Below are 13,207 nucleotides of genomic sequence, written 5' to 3'. Positions count from 1 at the left end.
CACGGCGACGCCCGGCGTGCTCACCCCTGGCGGCTGCCGCCACCGATCTGCCACACGTAGGGCGGTTCGGTGCCGTTGACGTGCCAGTCGCCGACGATGCGCTCCTTGTAGATCACCGGGTTGTGGGAGGCCGCCGTGCGGGCGTTGCGCCAGTGGCGGTCGAGCTGACGGCTGACGCTGGTGGCCGAGGCGCCGAGGGCGTTGAACAGGTCGCTGGTGGCGCGCAGCACCAGCTCCACAGCGGCCACCTGGGCCTGGGCCGACTCCAGTTCGGCATGCACGTTGGCCAGGCGCTCGGCCTCGTCGTCCCCGGCGAAGTGCGCCAGGTAGGCCCGCTGGGCGGCCTCGGCCGCGCGCAGGGTGGCCGCCTCGGCGGCGTAGACCTGGCCGGAGGCCTTGCCGATCACCTGCTGCACCTGCGGGTCCTCGCTCACCGCCGAGGCGTTGCCGTGGCTGAACACCCGGGTACGGCGGCTCACCTCGCCGGCGAAGTCCCGCAGGGCGCCACGCCCGGAACCGGCCAGCACCGCCAGCAGCACCAGCTGGTAGAACGCCGTCTGGTAGCGGAAGCGCTCGGCGAAGTCGATCAGGTTGGCTTCCTCCACCACCGCATCCGTGAACACCGAGGTGCCGCTGCCGGTGGTGCGCTGGCCGAAGCCGTCCCAGTCGTCCTGCTGCTGCACGCCGGCCTGGTGGGTGCTGATGGCGGCGATCACGTCGCGGCCGTTGTCGTCGCGGCGGGCGAACAGGTCGATCCAGTCGGAGAACAGGCTGCCGGTGCTGTAGTACTTGGTGCCGTTGACCACCCACTGGTCGCCCTTGCGGCTGACCCGGGTGATCACGTCGCCGATCTTCACCGCGCCCACCTCGGTCCAGGCGCAGCCCACCAGATCACCGGCGACGAAGCGCTCGAACCACACGGCCTGGGGCGCGTGGGCCTGGGCGTTGAGGCGGTCCTCGACGAAGGCGAAGTGGCCACGCAGCGCCTGGGGCACGTTGGAGTCCGCCTCGGCCAGCTCGATCAGCAACTGGAACAGCTGCGGCAGCGAAGCCCCCGCACCGCCGAAGGCCACCGGGATGCGCACCGCGCCGAAGCCGGCCTCCTTCAGCCAGCGGATGGGTTCGTAGGGCAGGGTGCGCTCGCGCTCGCGGGCCACCGCGCCCTCGGCGATGCGCGCGAAGATCGGGCGGAAGCGCTGGGCCAGCGCCTCGTAGTCGGTACCGGTAGACAGGGCGGCGGGAAGGGTCTTTTGCTGGGCAGTCATGGAAGGGCTCCTGGGGTGACAAGGGACCGTAGCGGTCGTCCACCTCCCTTTTGCAGGGGCCGTGCCGCAGGCTCCAGAGCCCCGTGTTCCGTGGCGTTCAGGATGTTTTCCACAGCTCCGCCGTGGTCACCGGCCTGTTGCCCCGCAGGGCAGGCTGTTGATCGGCTGTTCCACAGCAGGCAGGTGGACGGAACACCGTCGTCACACCCCAGGCACAGGCGAATCCGTAGGATGCGGTGGGCTCGGCGAACCGCATCGGTCCCCGCGATACCCAAGCCCGGAGACGTGTTGTGGAGGGCGGATCAGCGATGGCGCGGAAAGGTGTAAAGGTTCCGCTGTGACGGCCAGCGAGCGTGATAGTGTCGCGACCTTCAGGGAAAGCGTGGAGCAAGGGATATGCAATGTAAGACCTGGTGTCGACGTGTCGCGCGCCTGTCATGGCGGCTGGTCCTGGGAGGTCTGTTGGGCGCAGGGCTACTGGCCTGCAGCCAACCCGTGGACCCGGCCTTCATCCAGACATTCATCGATGTGAACAAGCGTGGAGATGACTCTGCCTCGACCGCTCAGTTCGATGCGCAGCTCGGCGTGTTGGCTGTAGGGCGTGAGAGCGGGCGTGTGGAAATCTGGAGTACTCGCGAATCCGGTCGCCGCATGGCCGTTCAGGGGCATCCGGCGCGTCCGGAGTTCCTGGCCTTTGGCCATGACGATGGCATCGTGCTGAGTGCCTCGCGCTTTGATAACCATGTCCTTGACCCAAGCTCCGGCGTTCGCATCTGGGATGCCGCCACCGGAGAGCTGCGAGCTACCGTGTCGGGCTTATGGGCGCCAGGCCCGTTGGCTGCGCTGCCGCAGAAACACCTCTTCCTGATCAGCGACACGTCCGACCTGCTGCTCTATGACTTCGCTCAGCGGAAAGGAGTGGGTACCCGCTTGCCGTTGAAAACCAGCCTGATCACGGCACTGGCCGTCAACGCCACAAACGGCTTGATCGCGGTGGGTGGTGGCGACGGCAAGGTATTCACCTTGCGTCTGGTCGTGGGTGAAGACGAAGTGCCCAGGCTGGAAATCATCAAGCAGGCTGACCCCTACAACAGTGCGCCTCGCAGCGATGTACTCGGCCTGGCGTGGTTCGATGACGACCGGCGCCTGGTGGCAGCGAACCGTATCCCGGAAGGTGCCGGGCGTGACGTATTGGGTGAGGTGGTGGAATGGGACCCTCAGGAGCTGAAGCCGCTGCGTCGGTTCCCCATTTCCCTGCAGACCCTCAACTGGGCCTCTCATACCCCTGGTGAGCCCTGGATGGTGCTTGCAGGAACCGAGTCGACACGGGGTCGCATCGAACTGGTAGACCTCCGCAACGGCGTCGCCTGGCGCTACAAGGCCAACACTGAACGCTCCCGCGCAGTCCTGCTTCCGGACGTTCGCGCGGGCCTCATCCTGCAAAGCGGAGGCGCTACACGGATTGCCTACCTCGATCAGGAGTGAGCGGCCTGTGCGCAGGCTCGCAGGGTGCCGCCCATGACTTCCTTACTGGAGGACTGGTGCGTCTTCTGCGAAGGGCGGGCGTCGTTCGACAAGAGCCACTTTCTCGGCTTGCTCAAGGCATGCCGTGACCCCGAAGCCATTCGCCAGGTATTTCGCTACTTCCCCGACGCGGACGAAATGAGCCGAAGAGCCTGGGACGTCATCTCGTCAGGGACGCTGGAGAATGCGCTCTACCTGCTGCCCCGAAAGGAGAGCAGTCTGGCCGAACGTCTGTCACTCGGAGAGGCTTGGTTGCGCGAGCTGGCACGGGTATGCGAGGCCGTTGGAGACGAGGAGCTGGCGGCGATCTGCCGTGCCGCGAAGGTTGTTGCCGCCACCCGCGACGAGGTTCATGCCGCACGAATGCAGGACATTCCCGAGCTTTGGGTGTTCGACCGGCTCGGGGACGAAATCCGTTCACGAAAGACGCTGCATACCGATGCAGCCTATGGGCTGCATGAAGCGCTTTATGGGCTGGCCGCCGATTACTACCTGACCTGGTACATCGCCCAACCCCTTTTCGACCTGGACATCGACCTGACCCGTTACCTGCGGTTCTGGCGAGCCGGCGGTGTTTGCGCGCTGATGCCAACCCAGCTCCTCGTGAGCTGAAGCCCGGCGGTCATCGCGGTATCGGTGAAGCGTGATCCGCGACCCGTACCTCGGCGTGATGCGCTTCGTGGCCTCAGCACATCCTACGAACTGGGCCGGCTCTGACACCGCCCCACCGCAACGCCCCTGGGCCACCACGGGGCGTTTTCATGCCTCGGCGCGATGCGCTTCGTACCTCAGCACATCCTACGAACTGCGCGGCAATGCCTTCGTAGTGCGTAGGGTGGCTGGCGCTCTTTCCATCCACCAATCGCGGCTGAGTCCGTGCTCCCCAAGCCCCGTGGTAGCACCCCGTAGCCTGGGCTTCAGCCCAGGGAGGCGGTGGATCGATGAAGCGTGATCCACCCTACGCGGGCCCGGGGGATGCGATTTGGGGATGACGTTTTTTCCATCCACCCGGCCGGCTTCAAAGCCGGCCGATGCGGTCGAGTTCGGCTTGCAGGGCGGGGCGGTCGAGTTGGGTGAAGGGCAGGGCGAAGAAGGCGCGGCAGCGGGCTTCGATGCGTTGCAGGGTGGCGTCGAAGGCGGCGTCCACCTCGGCGTCGCTGCCCTGAACGTCGGATGGGTCGGCCAGGCCCCAGTGGGTCTTCAGCGCGGGGCCGAAGTACACCGGGCAGGCTTCGCCGGCGGCGTTGTCGCACACCGTCACCACGATGTCCGGCGGGCTGTGTTCGAAGGCGTCGTTGCCCTTGCTGCTCAAACCGTCGGTGGCGATGCCGGCGCGGGCGAGGGTGGTCAGGCTGCGCGGCAGCACCTGGCCTTTGGGGTGGCTGCCGGCGCTCACTGCCTCGAAGCCTTCCGGCGCGAGGTGGTTGAACAGCGCCTCGGAGAGGATGCTGCGGCAACTGTTGGCGGTGCACATGAACAGGACACGCATGGCGGGTTCTCGCAAGGTCAGAGCCCCAGGCGCAAGGCCAGGGCGGAGAGGGTGATGAGCAGCACCGGCAGGGTCAGCAGGATGCCCACGCGGAAGTAGTAGCCCCAGGTGATGCGCACGCCCTTGCGCGCCAGCACATGGAGCCAGAGCAGGGTGGCGAGGCTGCCGATGGGGGTGATCTTCGGCCCCAGGTCGCAGCCGATGACGTTGGCGTAGATCATCGCCTCGCGCACCACGCCCTCGCTGGCGCTGGCCTGGATCGACAGCGCCCCCACCAGCACGCTGGGCATGTTGTTCATCACCGACGACAGGCCCGCCGAGAGCAGCCCGGTGCCCAGCGCTGCGCCCCACACGCCGTAGTCGGCGAAGCGGTCGAGCAGGGCGGTGACGCCGTCGGTGAGGCCGGCGTTCTTCAGCCCGTAGACCACCAGGTACATGCCCAGGGAGAACACCACCACCTGCCACGGCGCCTCGCGCAGCACCTTGCGCGTGGCGATCACATGGCCCCGCGCGGCGACGATGAACAGCAGCAGCGCACAGGCCGCCGCCACCGCGCTGATGGGCACGCCGAGCGGCTCCAGGGCGAACAGCCCGATCAGCAGCACCAGCAGCATCCAGCCGCCGGTGACGAAGGTGGCGCGGTCGCGGATGGCCGCCTCCGGGGCCTTCAGCGCCTCCATCGGGTAGCGCGCGGGGATGTCGCGGCGGAAGAACAGGTACAGCACCGCCAGGGTCGCCGCCACGCTGGCCAGGTTCACCGGCACCATCACCGAGGCGTACTCGGCGAAGCCCAGGCCGAAGAAGTCGGCCGAGACGATGTTCACCAGGTTCGACACCACCAGCGGCAGGCTCGCGGTGTCGGCGATGAAGCCCGCCGCCATCACGAAGGCCAGGGTGGTGGCCGGGGAGAAGCGCAGCGCCAGCAGCATCGACATGACGATGGGCGTGAGGATCAGCGCCGCGCCGTCGTTGGCGAACAGCGCCGACACCGCCGCCCCCAGCAGGATGCAGTAGGCGAACAGGCGCGCTCCGCTGCCCTTGGCCCAGCGCGCCACGTGCAGCGCCGCCCACTCGAAGAAGCCGGCCTCGTCCAGCAGCAGGCTGATGACGATCACCGCGATGAAGGTGGCCGTGGCATTCCAGACGATGGCCCACACGGTGGGAATGTCCTGCAGCGACACCGCGCCCACCGCCAGGGCGATCAGCGCCCCCAGGCTCGCGCTCCAGCCGACGCCGAGCCCGCGCGGCTGCCAGATGACCAGTACGAGGGTGAAGAGGAAGACCGCCAAGGCAATCAGCATGGTCAGCCCCTCAGCACGCCGGGCAGCAGGCGGCGGCCTGCCCCGGACGCCCTTCCATGCCGTGCAGCCGCGCCGCGTCCGCCGCCAGCCACTCGGCCGCGCCGCGCCGCGCCACCTGCAGCAGCTCGCCCACCCAGGCGGGGAGGGCCGGGTTGAGCCGGTAGTACACCCACTGGCCCTGGCGGCGATCCAGCAGCAGCCCGGCGGCGCGCAGTTGCGCCAGGTGGCGGCTGATCTTTGGCTGGCTGTCCCCCAGCGCGCACACCAGCTCGCACACGCACAGCTCGCCCTCCTGGGCGATGAGCAGCGTCGCGCGGGCCCGCGTCGGGTCGGCCAGGCATTTGAACAGGTCGGGTGGGGCGATCATGGCGGCAGGGTCCGAATATATGGAAGGGCGAATATATGGAAGTCCATATATTTACCGCAAGACCCACCGTACTCGCCCGCGCTTATGCCCCGTGATTCCGCCCGTTCCTTGAAATTGACGGCACCCGGGGTCGCGCCTAGCGTCTGGGGTTCCCTCCCGTGCAAGGACACCGCGATGAAAAAGACCGCTGAGTTCGACCTGATTGTCTTCGGCGCCTCCGGCTACACCGGCCGGCTGGTGGCCGAATACCTCGTGCAGGCCTACGGCGACGACAGCGCCCTGCGCTGGGCCATGGCCGGGCGTGACCTGGCCAAGCTGGCGGCGGTGCGCGACGAGATCGGCGCCCCGGCGGACACCCCCCTGGTGGTGGCCGACACCACTGACGCCGCCAGCCTGCGCGCCCTGGTGGCGCGCACCCGCGCCGTGCTCACCACCGTCGGCCCCTACCAGCTCTACGGCGAGCCCCTGGTGGCGGCCTGCGCCGAGGCCGGGGTGGACTACGTCGACCTCTGCGGCGAGCCGGCCTGGATGCGCCACATGATCGACGCCCACAGCGCCGCCGCGCAGCAGAGCGGGGCGCGCATCGTGTTCTCCTGCGGGTTCGACTCCATCCCCTTCGACCTCGGCGTGTTCTTCCTCCAGCAGGCCGCCAAGGCGCGCTTCGGCGTCCCGCTACAACGCATCAAGGGGCGCGTGCGCCAGCTCAAGGGCACCTTCTCCGGCGGCACCGCCGCCAGCCTCAAGGCCACCCTGGCCGCCGCCAAGGCCGACCCCTCGGTGCTGCAACTGCTGGTCAACCCCTTCGCCCTGGCCCCCGGCTTCAACGGCCCGGCGCAACCGGCCGGGGACCGCCCCGCCTACGACGAAGCCCTCGGCAGTTGGGCCGCGCCCTTCATCATGGCGGCCATCAACACGCGCAACGTGCACCGCTCCAACTTCCTCCTCGGGCACGCCTACGGCGCCGACTTCGTCTACGACGAAATGCTCCTCACCGGCCCCGGCGACAAGGGCAAGGCCATCGCCGAAGCCGTGGCGGCGGACCGCTCCCTGGCCAGCGACAGCGCCCCCAAACCGGGCGAAGGCCCGACCCGCGAAGAGCGCGAGAGCGGCCATTACGACCTGCTGTTCGTCGGCGAAACGGCAGACGGACGCACCCTGCGCGCCGGCGTCAGCGGCCAGCGCGACCCCGGCTACGGCTCCACCTCGCGGATGATCACCGAGAGCGCCCTGTGCCTGCTGCGTGACGCCACCCAGACCCCCGGCGGCATCTGGACCACCGCCCCGGCCATGGGCGAGGCGCTGATCCGGCGGCTCACCGCCCACGCCGGCCTCACCTTCCGCCTCGAGGACTGAGCATGGCCGAGCCACTCGACTTCCTCGTCGACCGCCACGACCTCACCCGCTGCCAGTGCCAGGCCAGCCCGCTGGCCGAAGCCCTGGCGCCGGGGCAGGTGCGCCTGCGCCTCGACCACTTCGCCTTCACCGCCAACAACGTCACCTACGCCGCCATGGGCGAGAGCCTGCACTACTGGCGCTTCTTCCCCGCCCCCGAGGGCTGGGGCAAGGTCCCGGTGTGGGGCTTCGCCGAGGTGGAGGCCAGCGCCTGCGACGGCATCGCCGTGGGCGAGCGCGTCTACGGCTACTTCCCCATGTCCAGCCACCTGGTGGTGCAGCCGGCCCAGGTGCGCGAAGGCGGCTTCCTCGACGGCGCCGAGCACCGCCGGCCGCTGCCGGTGATCTACAACCAGTACCTGCGCTGCGCCCGCGACCCGCTCTACGCCACCGGCAGCGAAGCGCTGCAGATGCTGCTGCGCCCGCTGTTCACCACGGCCTTCCTGCTGGACGATTTCCTCGCCGACAGCCAGTTGTTCGGCGCCCGCCGCGTGGTGCTCACCAGCGCCTCCAGCAAGACCGCCATCGGCCTGGCCGAACGGCTGCACCGCCAGCGCGAGGCCCGTGGCGGGTATGAAGTGGTGGGGCTGACCTCCGCCGGCAACCGCGCCTTCGTCGAGGGCCTGGGCTGCTACGACCGGGTGATCGGCTATGACGAGGTGGCCGAGCTGGGCGCCGAGGTCCCGACCCTGACCGTGGACTTCGCCGGCAACGGCGAACTGCTCGGCCACCTGCACCGCCTGCTGGGCGAGCAGTTGCGCTACAGCTGCCTGGTGGGCGCCGCCCACTGGGACCAGCGCGGCGGCCTGCCCCGTGACCTGCCCGGCCCCCGGCCGACGCTGTTCTTCGCCCCCAGCCAGGCCGAAAAGCGCCTCAAGGAATGGGGCGGCCCCGGCTTCCAGGCACGCCTGGCGGATTGCTGGACGCAGTTCCTCACCTTCGCTGGGCACTGGTTGCAGGTGCAGGAAGGCGCCGGCGCCGAGGCGGTGGAACAGGTCTACCGCGACGTGCTCGCCGGCCGCGCCGACCCGCGCATCGGCCACGTGCTGGCGCTGCCGGCCCGCTGAGCCCGGTGGGCCGGCCCTCGCTGCCGGCCCGCCGCTTCAACCGCGATTCAGCCCGCCGCTTCCAGCAACCCCTCGTAGGTCACCAGCGGCCCCAGCAGCGGCAGCGAGAAGGCCACATGGAAGCGGTAGCGGCCGCCCTCGATGCGCTTGTAGGCATCGGTGCGCGGCAGCAGCGCGCGGGGCACCGGCAGGCCCCACAGGCGGATGCCCAGGCAGCGCCAGAACCAGCCGCCGTCGATCACGTCCACCGTCAGCCGCAGGCTCAGCGGCCCGGTGGACTCCACCCAATGGCCGCCCTCGGCCAGGCAGCCCACCGGCGCGAAGTGGGAGGTGAGCGGCGCCTGCCCGTCGAAGCTGCGGGACCACAGCAGCGCCGCGTCCTGGTGGGCGATGGTCACCTCCAGGCGGTGCGGGCCGGGGCCGGGGAAGCGCATCTTCTTCGCCAGGCGCCGCCCCAGCACCCCCGCCAGCCCCTGGCCATAGGTGATGGTCACCTCGCCCAGCAGGCGCCCGCCGTGGCTGTGTAGGTGCTGGAGTTGGGGATGCAGCTCACTGAAACGGTCGCCGAACCAGCGGCGGGTCGCGGTGGTGGACATGGCAGGGCCTGGAGAGGGGAGAGGGGAGAGGCGCGCAGTCTGGCAGGCCGGTTGCGGCCCGGCCAGCCGGCGTGCAGCGTGAGGCGCGCTCAGCGCTTCACGCAGACGAACAGTGCATTGCCGGAGCGGCCGTCCCAGGGGGTGATGCGCTCGTAGTCGTGCTCGAACACCTGCACCTCGAAGTGCGGCGCCAACAGCTGCTGCAACTCGTCGAAGCCGGTGGCGACCATCGGGTGCTCGTCTTCCCAGCGTTCGGTGACGCCGTCGGTGGTCTTCTCGATGCACAGGCGCAGCGCCTGCTGCTCCCCCTCGCCCCGGTAGAACCAGCCGGAACCGAAGGTGAAGGCGCTGCCCTGGTGCAGCACCGAATGGCGCACGAAGGACTGGTTGTCGATCTGCCGCTTGTCCACCGTGTTGAAGCAGAACACCCCGCCCGTCGCCAGCGCCCCGTGCACCCGCTCCAGGCAGGCCCGCAACGGCGCCAGGCCGGGGTTGTAGTGCAGGGAGTAGAGGAAGCAGGTGATCAGGTCCTGGGGCGCGTCCACCGTGAAGCTGGCCATGTCCTGCCGGCTGAACTGCGCCTCGGGGCAGCGCAGTTGGGCCAGGTCCAGCATCGGCTGGTTGATGTCCAGGCCGGCGCTGGCGTAGCCGAAGTCGAGAAAGTGCCGCACATGGGGCCCCGTCCCGCAGGCCAGGTCCAGGTGCCGCCGCCCCGAGGTGCCGAACAACTGGTGCAGGCGCCGCACGCAATGGCTCTGGGCCGGGTAGTCGATGTCCGCGCACATCAGGTCGTAGTAGGCGGAAAGGTCGGTGTAGAGCGCGTTGGAAGACATAGGGGCCAGCCGCCAGCAGAACGAAAAGGCGCGCATGGTAACCCAGCGCCGCGCGCAGCCTGTCGGATGGCGCAACGGCGCAGGAGGAGGAGGGGGATTACTCGGCGGGGTCGGCGGCCTGGGCGTCGTGGGCCGGGCTGGTCTGGCCCTTCTCGGGGATGATTTCGCCGCTGGCGAGCCACAGGGCGTAATGCGGGTAGAGCTGCACCAGCACGTCGAGTTCTTCGCTGCTGACGCGCACCGCGCCTTTGCTGACGTTAAGCCAACGGCTGTGATCGGTGCCGCTCAACACGCTGAGTTTCTTGGGGCCGATCTGCTTGATGAGCAGACGGGCCCGGTCGGCGGAGCGGGTCAATGGAGCACGTTGGGTTGTTGCTGGGCGTCGTAGGCCGGGCTGGTCTGGCCCTTCTCGGGGATGATCTCGCCGCTGGCGAGCCACAGCGCGTACTGCGGGTAGAGCTGCACGAGGGCCGTCATTTCCTGGGTACTGATGCGGGTGCGCTTGTCGTAGCGAACCGTTCTCCAGCGGGTGCCGCTGATTTCCGTCGTTCTCACCAGCTCATCCAGGCCGGTGATGTCGACGAGAGCTCTGATCCGATCGTCTATTGATTCCATATCGATCTATAGCGTTACTTTTGTACTGTACAAAAATACCGTACAAAGTGTATTGTCCGTTGTAATGTACGCAGATTCCTGGCGTGTACCGGGAGCGGCGTACCCCGAAAAGTTGAACATAGTGCAATAAAAGCCAAGGGCTGTGGAGGTAAACCCGCCCCTTGCGGGTGAAGGCCAGCCTGGGCGCGTACCCAAGGAGGGATCTCGGATGCAGGCACTTCCCGTGTCCAACGCCGCTGCCGCGCTGGACTATCTCGGTCAGACCGTGGTCATGGAACTGCGCTGGGCCGCCGAGTCGACGTCCACCTGGGGCATCTACCACGTGCTCGGGCTCGTCGTGCCGATGGCCGGGGTGTATGAGAGTGGCCACTTCCTCGTCATGGACGCCGTCAACGGCGGCGACTTCCCGGACGAAATCTTCTGGGACACCATCCGCACCCTGCTGCCCCTCAACCCGCACGACTGAAGCGCCGGGCGCCCCACGCACTTGTGGCGGCCTGCACGCCGGGCGACTTCGGCAGCGCATATGCTGCCCTCCCGACCCGGCGCATCCCGCGCCCAAGGACAGCCCCGATGAAACGCGCCTGGTGCCTCGCACTGCTGATGCTGGCCAGCCATCCCCTGCTGGCCTCCACCCTGCACGAAGCCGAAACCAAGAACCTCGCCTACTCCATCAGCGGCGAGCAGACGACCGTCATTACCTTCATCAACCACAGCCGCGCCACTCGCAAGCTGTACTGGCTCAACTACGAAGGCCAACGTGTCCTCTACAAGGAACTGCGCGCCGGCCAACGCCAGCGCTTCGACACCTACCTCACCCACCCCTGGCTGGTCACCGACGCCAACGACAACGCCCTGACGATCTACTACCCGGATAGCGAGGCGAGGGTGGTGGAGTTGAGGTAGGGCGGAACGGAGGATTTCCGCATGAAAATTTGGTCTGTTTCCGACATTGACGACACGGCGTCTTACCAACTGCTGCTGTGCCAGAACGCGCTTGGACGTCGTTATTTCAAGTTGCTCCGTGCAGATGAGCAGGAGGCGGCCCTGCTGCCTGAGGAGCACATTCTGCTTACACAGGTTGTGCCGAATCGGTTGCTGAAAGCGCGAGACCTGCATGCCATCTCGCTCGCTGTATCACTGAGCAACGGCGAGCGCTTTTGTGTGGATGCCCACGGAGTCTGGCTTACCACTCAGGAGCTGAACGGGCTGAATGCCGGGGCTGCTTACGGCGCGATCAACTGGGTGACTGCGGCTCCACCATTTTTTCCTGACCGGTGACGCTTCCGCTCTTCTAGCCGGACGGTAGTAGAGGGGTTCGACTGGTGATGGCTCCAGTCGAAGACCGCCGCTCTTTCATCGCTGTGTTGTACGAGTTCATTTCCGCTCATTCCGACTTATAGGGAAGTGCCGATTGTGTACGTCGCTCCCCGGTTCTTGCCGCTTTGGATAATGGCGCCTCTATCTTTCAGCTTCTTCAGCAGCCTGGCAGCCTGGTCGGTCGATATACGGCATAACCCCATGACCTTGGCGCGTTTGATCTGCCCATGTTGTTGCACATAGCTCAACACCATCTGTTCCTGCTGAATCGGTGTGAAGCCTACCTGGCGGGTATAGGCGGCCTTGTTTCCCACTGCTTGTTGGCGGAGACACGGGAAAGGCCGTTTGCTGAGGCAGAGTTTTCGAGCGGGTATTTCGCTTCGGGTTTTGGCGTGCAATCTTGCAATGCTTCGGCGCTAGGGTGGGCGTCGGCGAACCGTTCGCGTTGTTCGATCACGGCCGGGCCGTGGTGCTCGGTCTTGCCGGTGCTGGCCTGCAACGTGTCGCTGTCCGCTTCAACCGGGGCCGGTCTTTCAGTGCCGGCCCTGTGGTCGCCACCCTTCAAGGACGTGGTGCCGGACCTGGCTGCGGGCAGTCGCTGGCCCGGTTGACACTGCATTGAGTGATGCAACGGAGATACCCATGACCACCCTGCTGCTCTACAAGGACATCCAGGCGCTCAACCGCGATGAGCACAAGGCGCTCAAGCTGCGTGCCGTGGAGCATTGCGGCTTTGCCGGTTCCACCCACCTGGTGCCCCTGGCCGGCCTGGAATTCTTCCAGGCGGCGCTGCACTACCCGATCCTGTTCATCGGCGAAGGCGAGCGTCTGGTGCCCATCGCCCTGCTCGGTTTGAAGGAGGGCACCAACAGCTACCTCGACGCGCAGCTGCGCTGGCAGGCGGACACCTACATCCCGGCCTTCGTGCGGCGCTACCCGTTCGTGCTGGCCCAGGACGATGCTCACAATTTCACCGTGTGCTTCGACGCGGCCTATGAAGGCTGGAACGAGGGCGAGGGCCGTGAGCTGTTCGTGGAGGAGGGCGGCAACAGCGCGTTCCTCGACGAGATGATCGACTTCCTGCAGAACTTCTCCGCCGAGATGGAGCGCACCCGGCTGTTCGTCCTCAAGCTCGAGGAACTGGGGCTGCTGGCCAAGCGCACCCTGCAACTGACCCACCCCAGCGGGGAGACCTTCGTGCTGTCGGACTTTCTGGCGGTGGACGAGGCGAAGTTCCTCGCCCTGGACGATGCCCAGGTGCTGGAGCTGCACAAGACCGGCTTCCTCGGCTGGATCTACGCCCACCTGATGTCCCTGGGCAACGCGAACCGCCTGTTCACCCGCATGGTCACGTCCCGTGGGGAGGCGGCTCTGCACTGAGTGCCGGCGGGTGGGGCTTCGCGCCCCGTTCGTGCTGGCGGGTGCGGGCATGAAAAAA

16 protein-coding genes are annotated in these 13,207 nt (G+C 67.4%); 8 read left to right on the top strand and 8 right to left on the bottom strand.

From position 1 onward, the window contains the following. Positions 1-20 precede the first annotated feature (20 nt). The gene (locus tag A9G05_RS21255) at positions 21-1,265 is read right to left on the bottom strand and encodes an acyl-CoA dehydrogenase family protein (protein WP_069562841.1); all 1,245 of its coding nucleotides are present in this window, start codon (positions 1,263-1,265) and stop codon (positions 21-23) included. 495 nt (positions 1,266-1,760) lie between these two features. On the opposite strand from A9G05_RS21255, the gene A9G05_RS21245 reads away from it, so the two are divergent. Further along, positions 1,761-2,750, top strand: a complete 990-nt coding sequence (locus tag A9G05_RS21245) for a hypothetical protein (protein ID WP_139131214.1) — start codon at positions 1,761-1,763, stop codon at positions 2,748-2,750. A 33-nt stretch (positions 2,751-2,783) separates the two neighbouring features. Then, on the top strand, positions 2,784-3,401 hold the full coding sequence (locus tag A9G05_RS21240) for a hypothetical protein (protein WP_069562838.1): 618 nt from the start codon (positions 2,784-2,786) through the stop codon (positions 3,399-3,401). 406 nt (positions 3,402-3,807) lie between these two features. Here the strand turns inward: A9G05_RS21240 and A9G05_RS21235 are convergent, their stop codons facing one another. From A9G05_RS21235 to A9G05_RS21225, 3 genes are read right to left on the bottom strand one after another with little or no spacing between them, the layout of a single operon-like run. Next, positions 3,808-4,278 carry an arsenate reductase ArsC gene (locus tag A9G05_RS21235; protein ID WP_069562837.1) on the bottom strand — a complete coding sequence of 157 codons (471 nt, stop codon included), beginning with the start codon at positions 4,276-4,278 and terminating at the stop codon, positions 3,808-3,810. 17 nt (positions 4,279-4,295) lie between these two features. Continuing rightward, positions 4,296-5,579 carry an arsenic transporter gene (locus A9G05_RS21230; RefSeq protein ID WP_069562836.1) on the bottom strand — a complete coding sequence of 428 codons (1,284 nt, stop codon included), beginning with the start codon at positions 5,577-5,579 and terminating at the stop codon, positions 4,296-4,298. Positions 5,580-5,589: 10 nt separating this feature from the next. Continuing rightward, positions 5,590-5,946, bottom strand: a complete 357-nt coding sequence (locus tag A9G05_RS21225; RefSeq protein ID WP_069562835.1) for a metalloregulator ArsR/SmtB family transcription factor — start codon at positions 5,944-5,946, stop codon at positions 5,590-5,592. Positions 5,947-6,120: 174 nt separating this feature from the next. On the opposite strand from A9G05_RS21225, the gene A9G05_RS21220 reads away from it, so the two are divergent. Next, positions 6,121-7,299: a trans-acting enoyl reductase family protein gene (locus A9G05_RS21220; RefSeq protein ID WP_069562834.1), complete on the top strand. Its 1,179-nt coding sequence runs from the start codon at positions 6,121-6,123 to the stop codon at positions 7,297-7,299. Positions 7,300-7,301: 2 nt separating this feature from the next. Next, positions 7,302-8,405 (top strand): DUF2855 family protein, encoded by a 1,104-nt coding sequence (locus A9G05_RS21215; RefSeq protein WP_069562833.1) that lies wholly within the window; start codon positions 7,302-7,304, stop codon positions 8,403-8,405. Between the two features lie 47 nt (positions 8,406-8,452). Here A9G05_RS21215 and A9G05_RS21210 read toward each other — a convergent pair whose 3' ends face one another. From A9G05_RS21210 to A9G05_RS21195, 4 genes are all read right to left on the bottom strand, one after another. After that, a complete protein-coding gene (locus A9G05_RS21210; RefSeq protein WP_069562832.1) occupies positions 8,453-9,001 on the bottom strand; it encodes a DUF4166 domain-containing protein in 549 nt (182 codons plus the stop codon). An 89-nt stretch (positions 9,002-9,090) separates the two neighbouring features. Then, a complete protein-coding gene (locus A9G05_RS21205; RefSeq protein WP_069562831.1) occupies positions 9,091-9,834 on the bottom strand; it encodes a class I SAM-dependent methyltransferase in 744 nt (247 codons plus the stop codon). A 97-nt stretch (positions 9,835-9,931) separates the two neighbouring features. After that, entirely contained in the window at positions 9,932-10,189 is a 258-nt protein-coding gene (locus A9G05_RS21200) for a DNA-binding protein (RefSeq protein WP_069562830.1), read from the bottom strand. Then, complete coding sequence (locus tag A9G05_RS21195) at positions 10,186-10,389, bottom strand: hypothetical protein (RefSeq protein ID WP_371850581.1); 204 nt, start codon at positions 10,387-10,389, stop codon at positions 10,186-10,188. The genes A9G05_RS21200 and A9G05_RS21195 overlap by 4 nt, the downstream gene beginning before the upstream one ends. 268 nt (positions 10,390-10,657) lie before the next feature. Between A9G05_RS21195 and A9G05_RS21190 the strand changes: the two genes are divergently transcribed. From A9G05_RS21190 to A9G05_RS21175, 4 genes are all read left to right on the top strand, one after another. After that, positions 10,658-10,915, top strand: coding sequence for a hypothetical protein (locus A9G05_RS21190; protein ID WP_069562828.1), 258 nt, complete (start codon positions 10,658-10,660; stop codon positions 10,913-10,915). A gap of 107 nt (positions 10,916-11,022) precedes the next feature. Continuing rightward, a complete protein-coding gene (locus tag A9G05_RS21185; protein WP_083272630.1) occupies positions 11,023-11,355 on the top strand; it encodes a hypothetical protein in 333 nt (110 codons plus the stop codon). Between the two features lie 21 nt (positions 11,356-11,376). After that, positions 11,377-11,730 carry a hypothetical protein gene (locus A9G05_RS21180; RefSeq protein WP_069562827.1) on the top strand — a complete coding sequence of 118 codons (354 nt, stop codon included), beginning with the start codon at positions 11,377-11,379 and terminating at the stop codon, positions 11,728-11,730. Positions 11,731-12,411: 681 nt separating this feature from the next. Continuing rightward, positions 12,412-13,149, top strand: coding sequence for a SapC family protein (locus tag A9G05_RS21175; RefSeq protein ID WP_069562826.1), 738 nt, complete (start codon positions 12,412-12,414; stop codon positions 13,147-13,149). Positions 13,150-13,207 lie beyond the last annotated feature (58 nt).

Source organism: Pseudomonas sp. ENNP23 (genome assembly GCF_001728945.1).
Lineage (GTDB): Bacteria > Pseudomonadota > Gammaproteobacteria > Pseudomonadales > Pseudomonadaceae > Metapseudomonas > Metapseudomonas otitidis.
Note: the sequence above shows the minus strand (reverse complement) of the source record. Positions and strands in the feature narration are given on the sequence as shown.

Excerpts from the sequence above, each read along its gene's own strand:
- A9G05_RS21255 (WP_069562841.1), bottom strand. The coding sequence starts at position 1,265 with ATGACTGCCCAGCAAAAGACCCTTCCCGCCGCCCTGTCTACCGGTACC.
- A9G05_RS21240 (WP_069562838.1), top strand. The coding sequence starts at position 2,784 with ATGACTTCCTTACTGGAGGACTGGTGCGTCTTCTGCGAAGGGCGGGCG.
- A9G05_RS21235 (WP_069562837.1), bottom strand. The coding sequence starts at position 4,278 with ATGCGTGTCCTGTTCATGTGCACCGCCAACAGTTGCCGCAGCATCCTC.
- A9G05_RS21230 (WP_069562836.1), bottom strand. The coding sequence starts at position 5,579 with ATGCTGATTGCCTTGGCGGTCTTCCTCTTCACCCTCGTACTGGTCATC.
- A9G05_RS21225 (WP_069562835.1), bottom strand. The coding sequence starts at position 5,946 with ATGATCGCCCCACCCGACCTGTTCAAATGCCTGGCCGACCCGACGCGG.
- A9G05_RS21220 (WP_069562834.1), top strand. The coding sequence starts at position 6,121 with ATGAAAAAGACCGCTGAGTTCGACCTGATTGTCTTCGGCGCCTCCGGC.
- A9G05_RS21215 (WP_069562833.1), top strand. The coding sequence starts at position 7,302 with ATGGCCGAGCCACTCGACTTCCTCGTCGACCGCCACGACCTCACCCGC.
- A9G05_RS21210 (WP_069562832.1), bottom strand. The coding sequence starts at position 9,001 with ATGTCCACCACCGCGACCCGCCGCTGGTTCGGCGACCGTTTCAGTGAG.
- A9G05_RS21205 (WP_069562831.1), bottom strand. The coding sequence starts at position 9,834 with ATGTCTTCCAACGCGCTCTACACCGACCTTTCCGCCTACTACGACCTG.
- A9G05_RS21190 (WP_069562828.1), top strand. The coding sequence starts at position 10,658 with ATGCAGGCACTTCCCGTGTCCAACGCCGCTGCCGCGCTGGACTATCTC.
- A9G05_RS21185 (WP_083272630.1), top strand. The coding sequence starts at position 11,023 with ATGAAACGCGCCTGGTGCCTCGCACTGCTGATGCTGGCCAGCCATCCC.
- A9G05_RS21180 (WP_069562827.1), top strand. The coding sequence starts at position 11,377 with ATGAAAATTTGGTCTGTTTCCGACATTGACGACACGGCGTCTTACCAA.
- A9G05_RS21175 (WP_069562826.1), top strand. The coding sequence starts at position 12,412 with ATGACCACCCTGCTGCTCTACAAGGACATCCAGGCGCTCAACCGCGAT.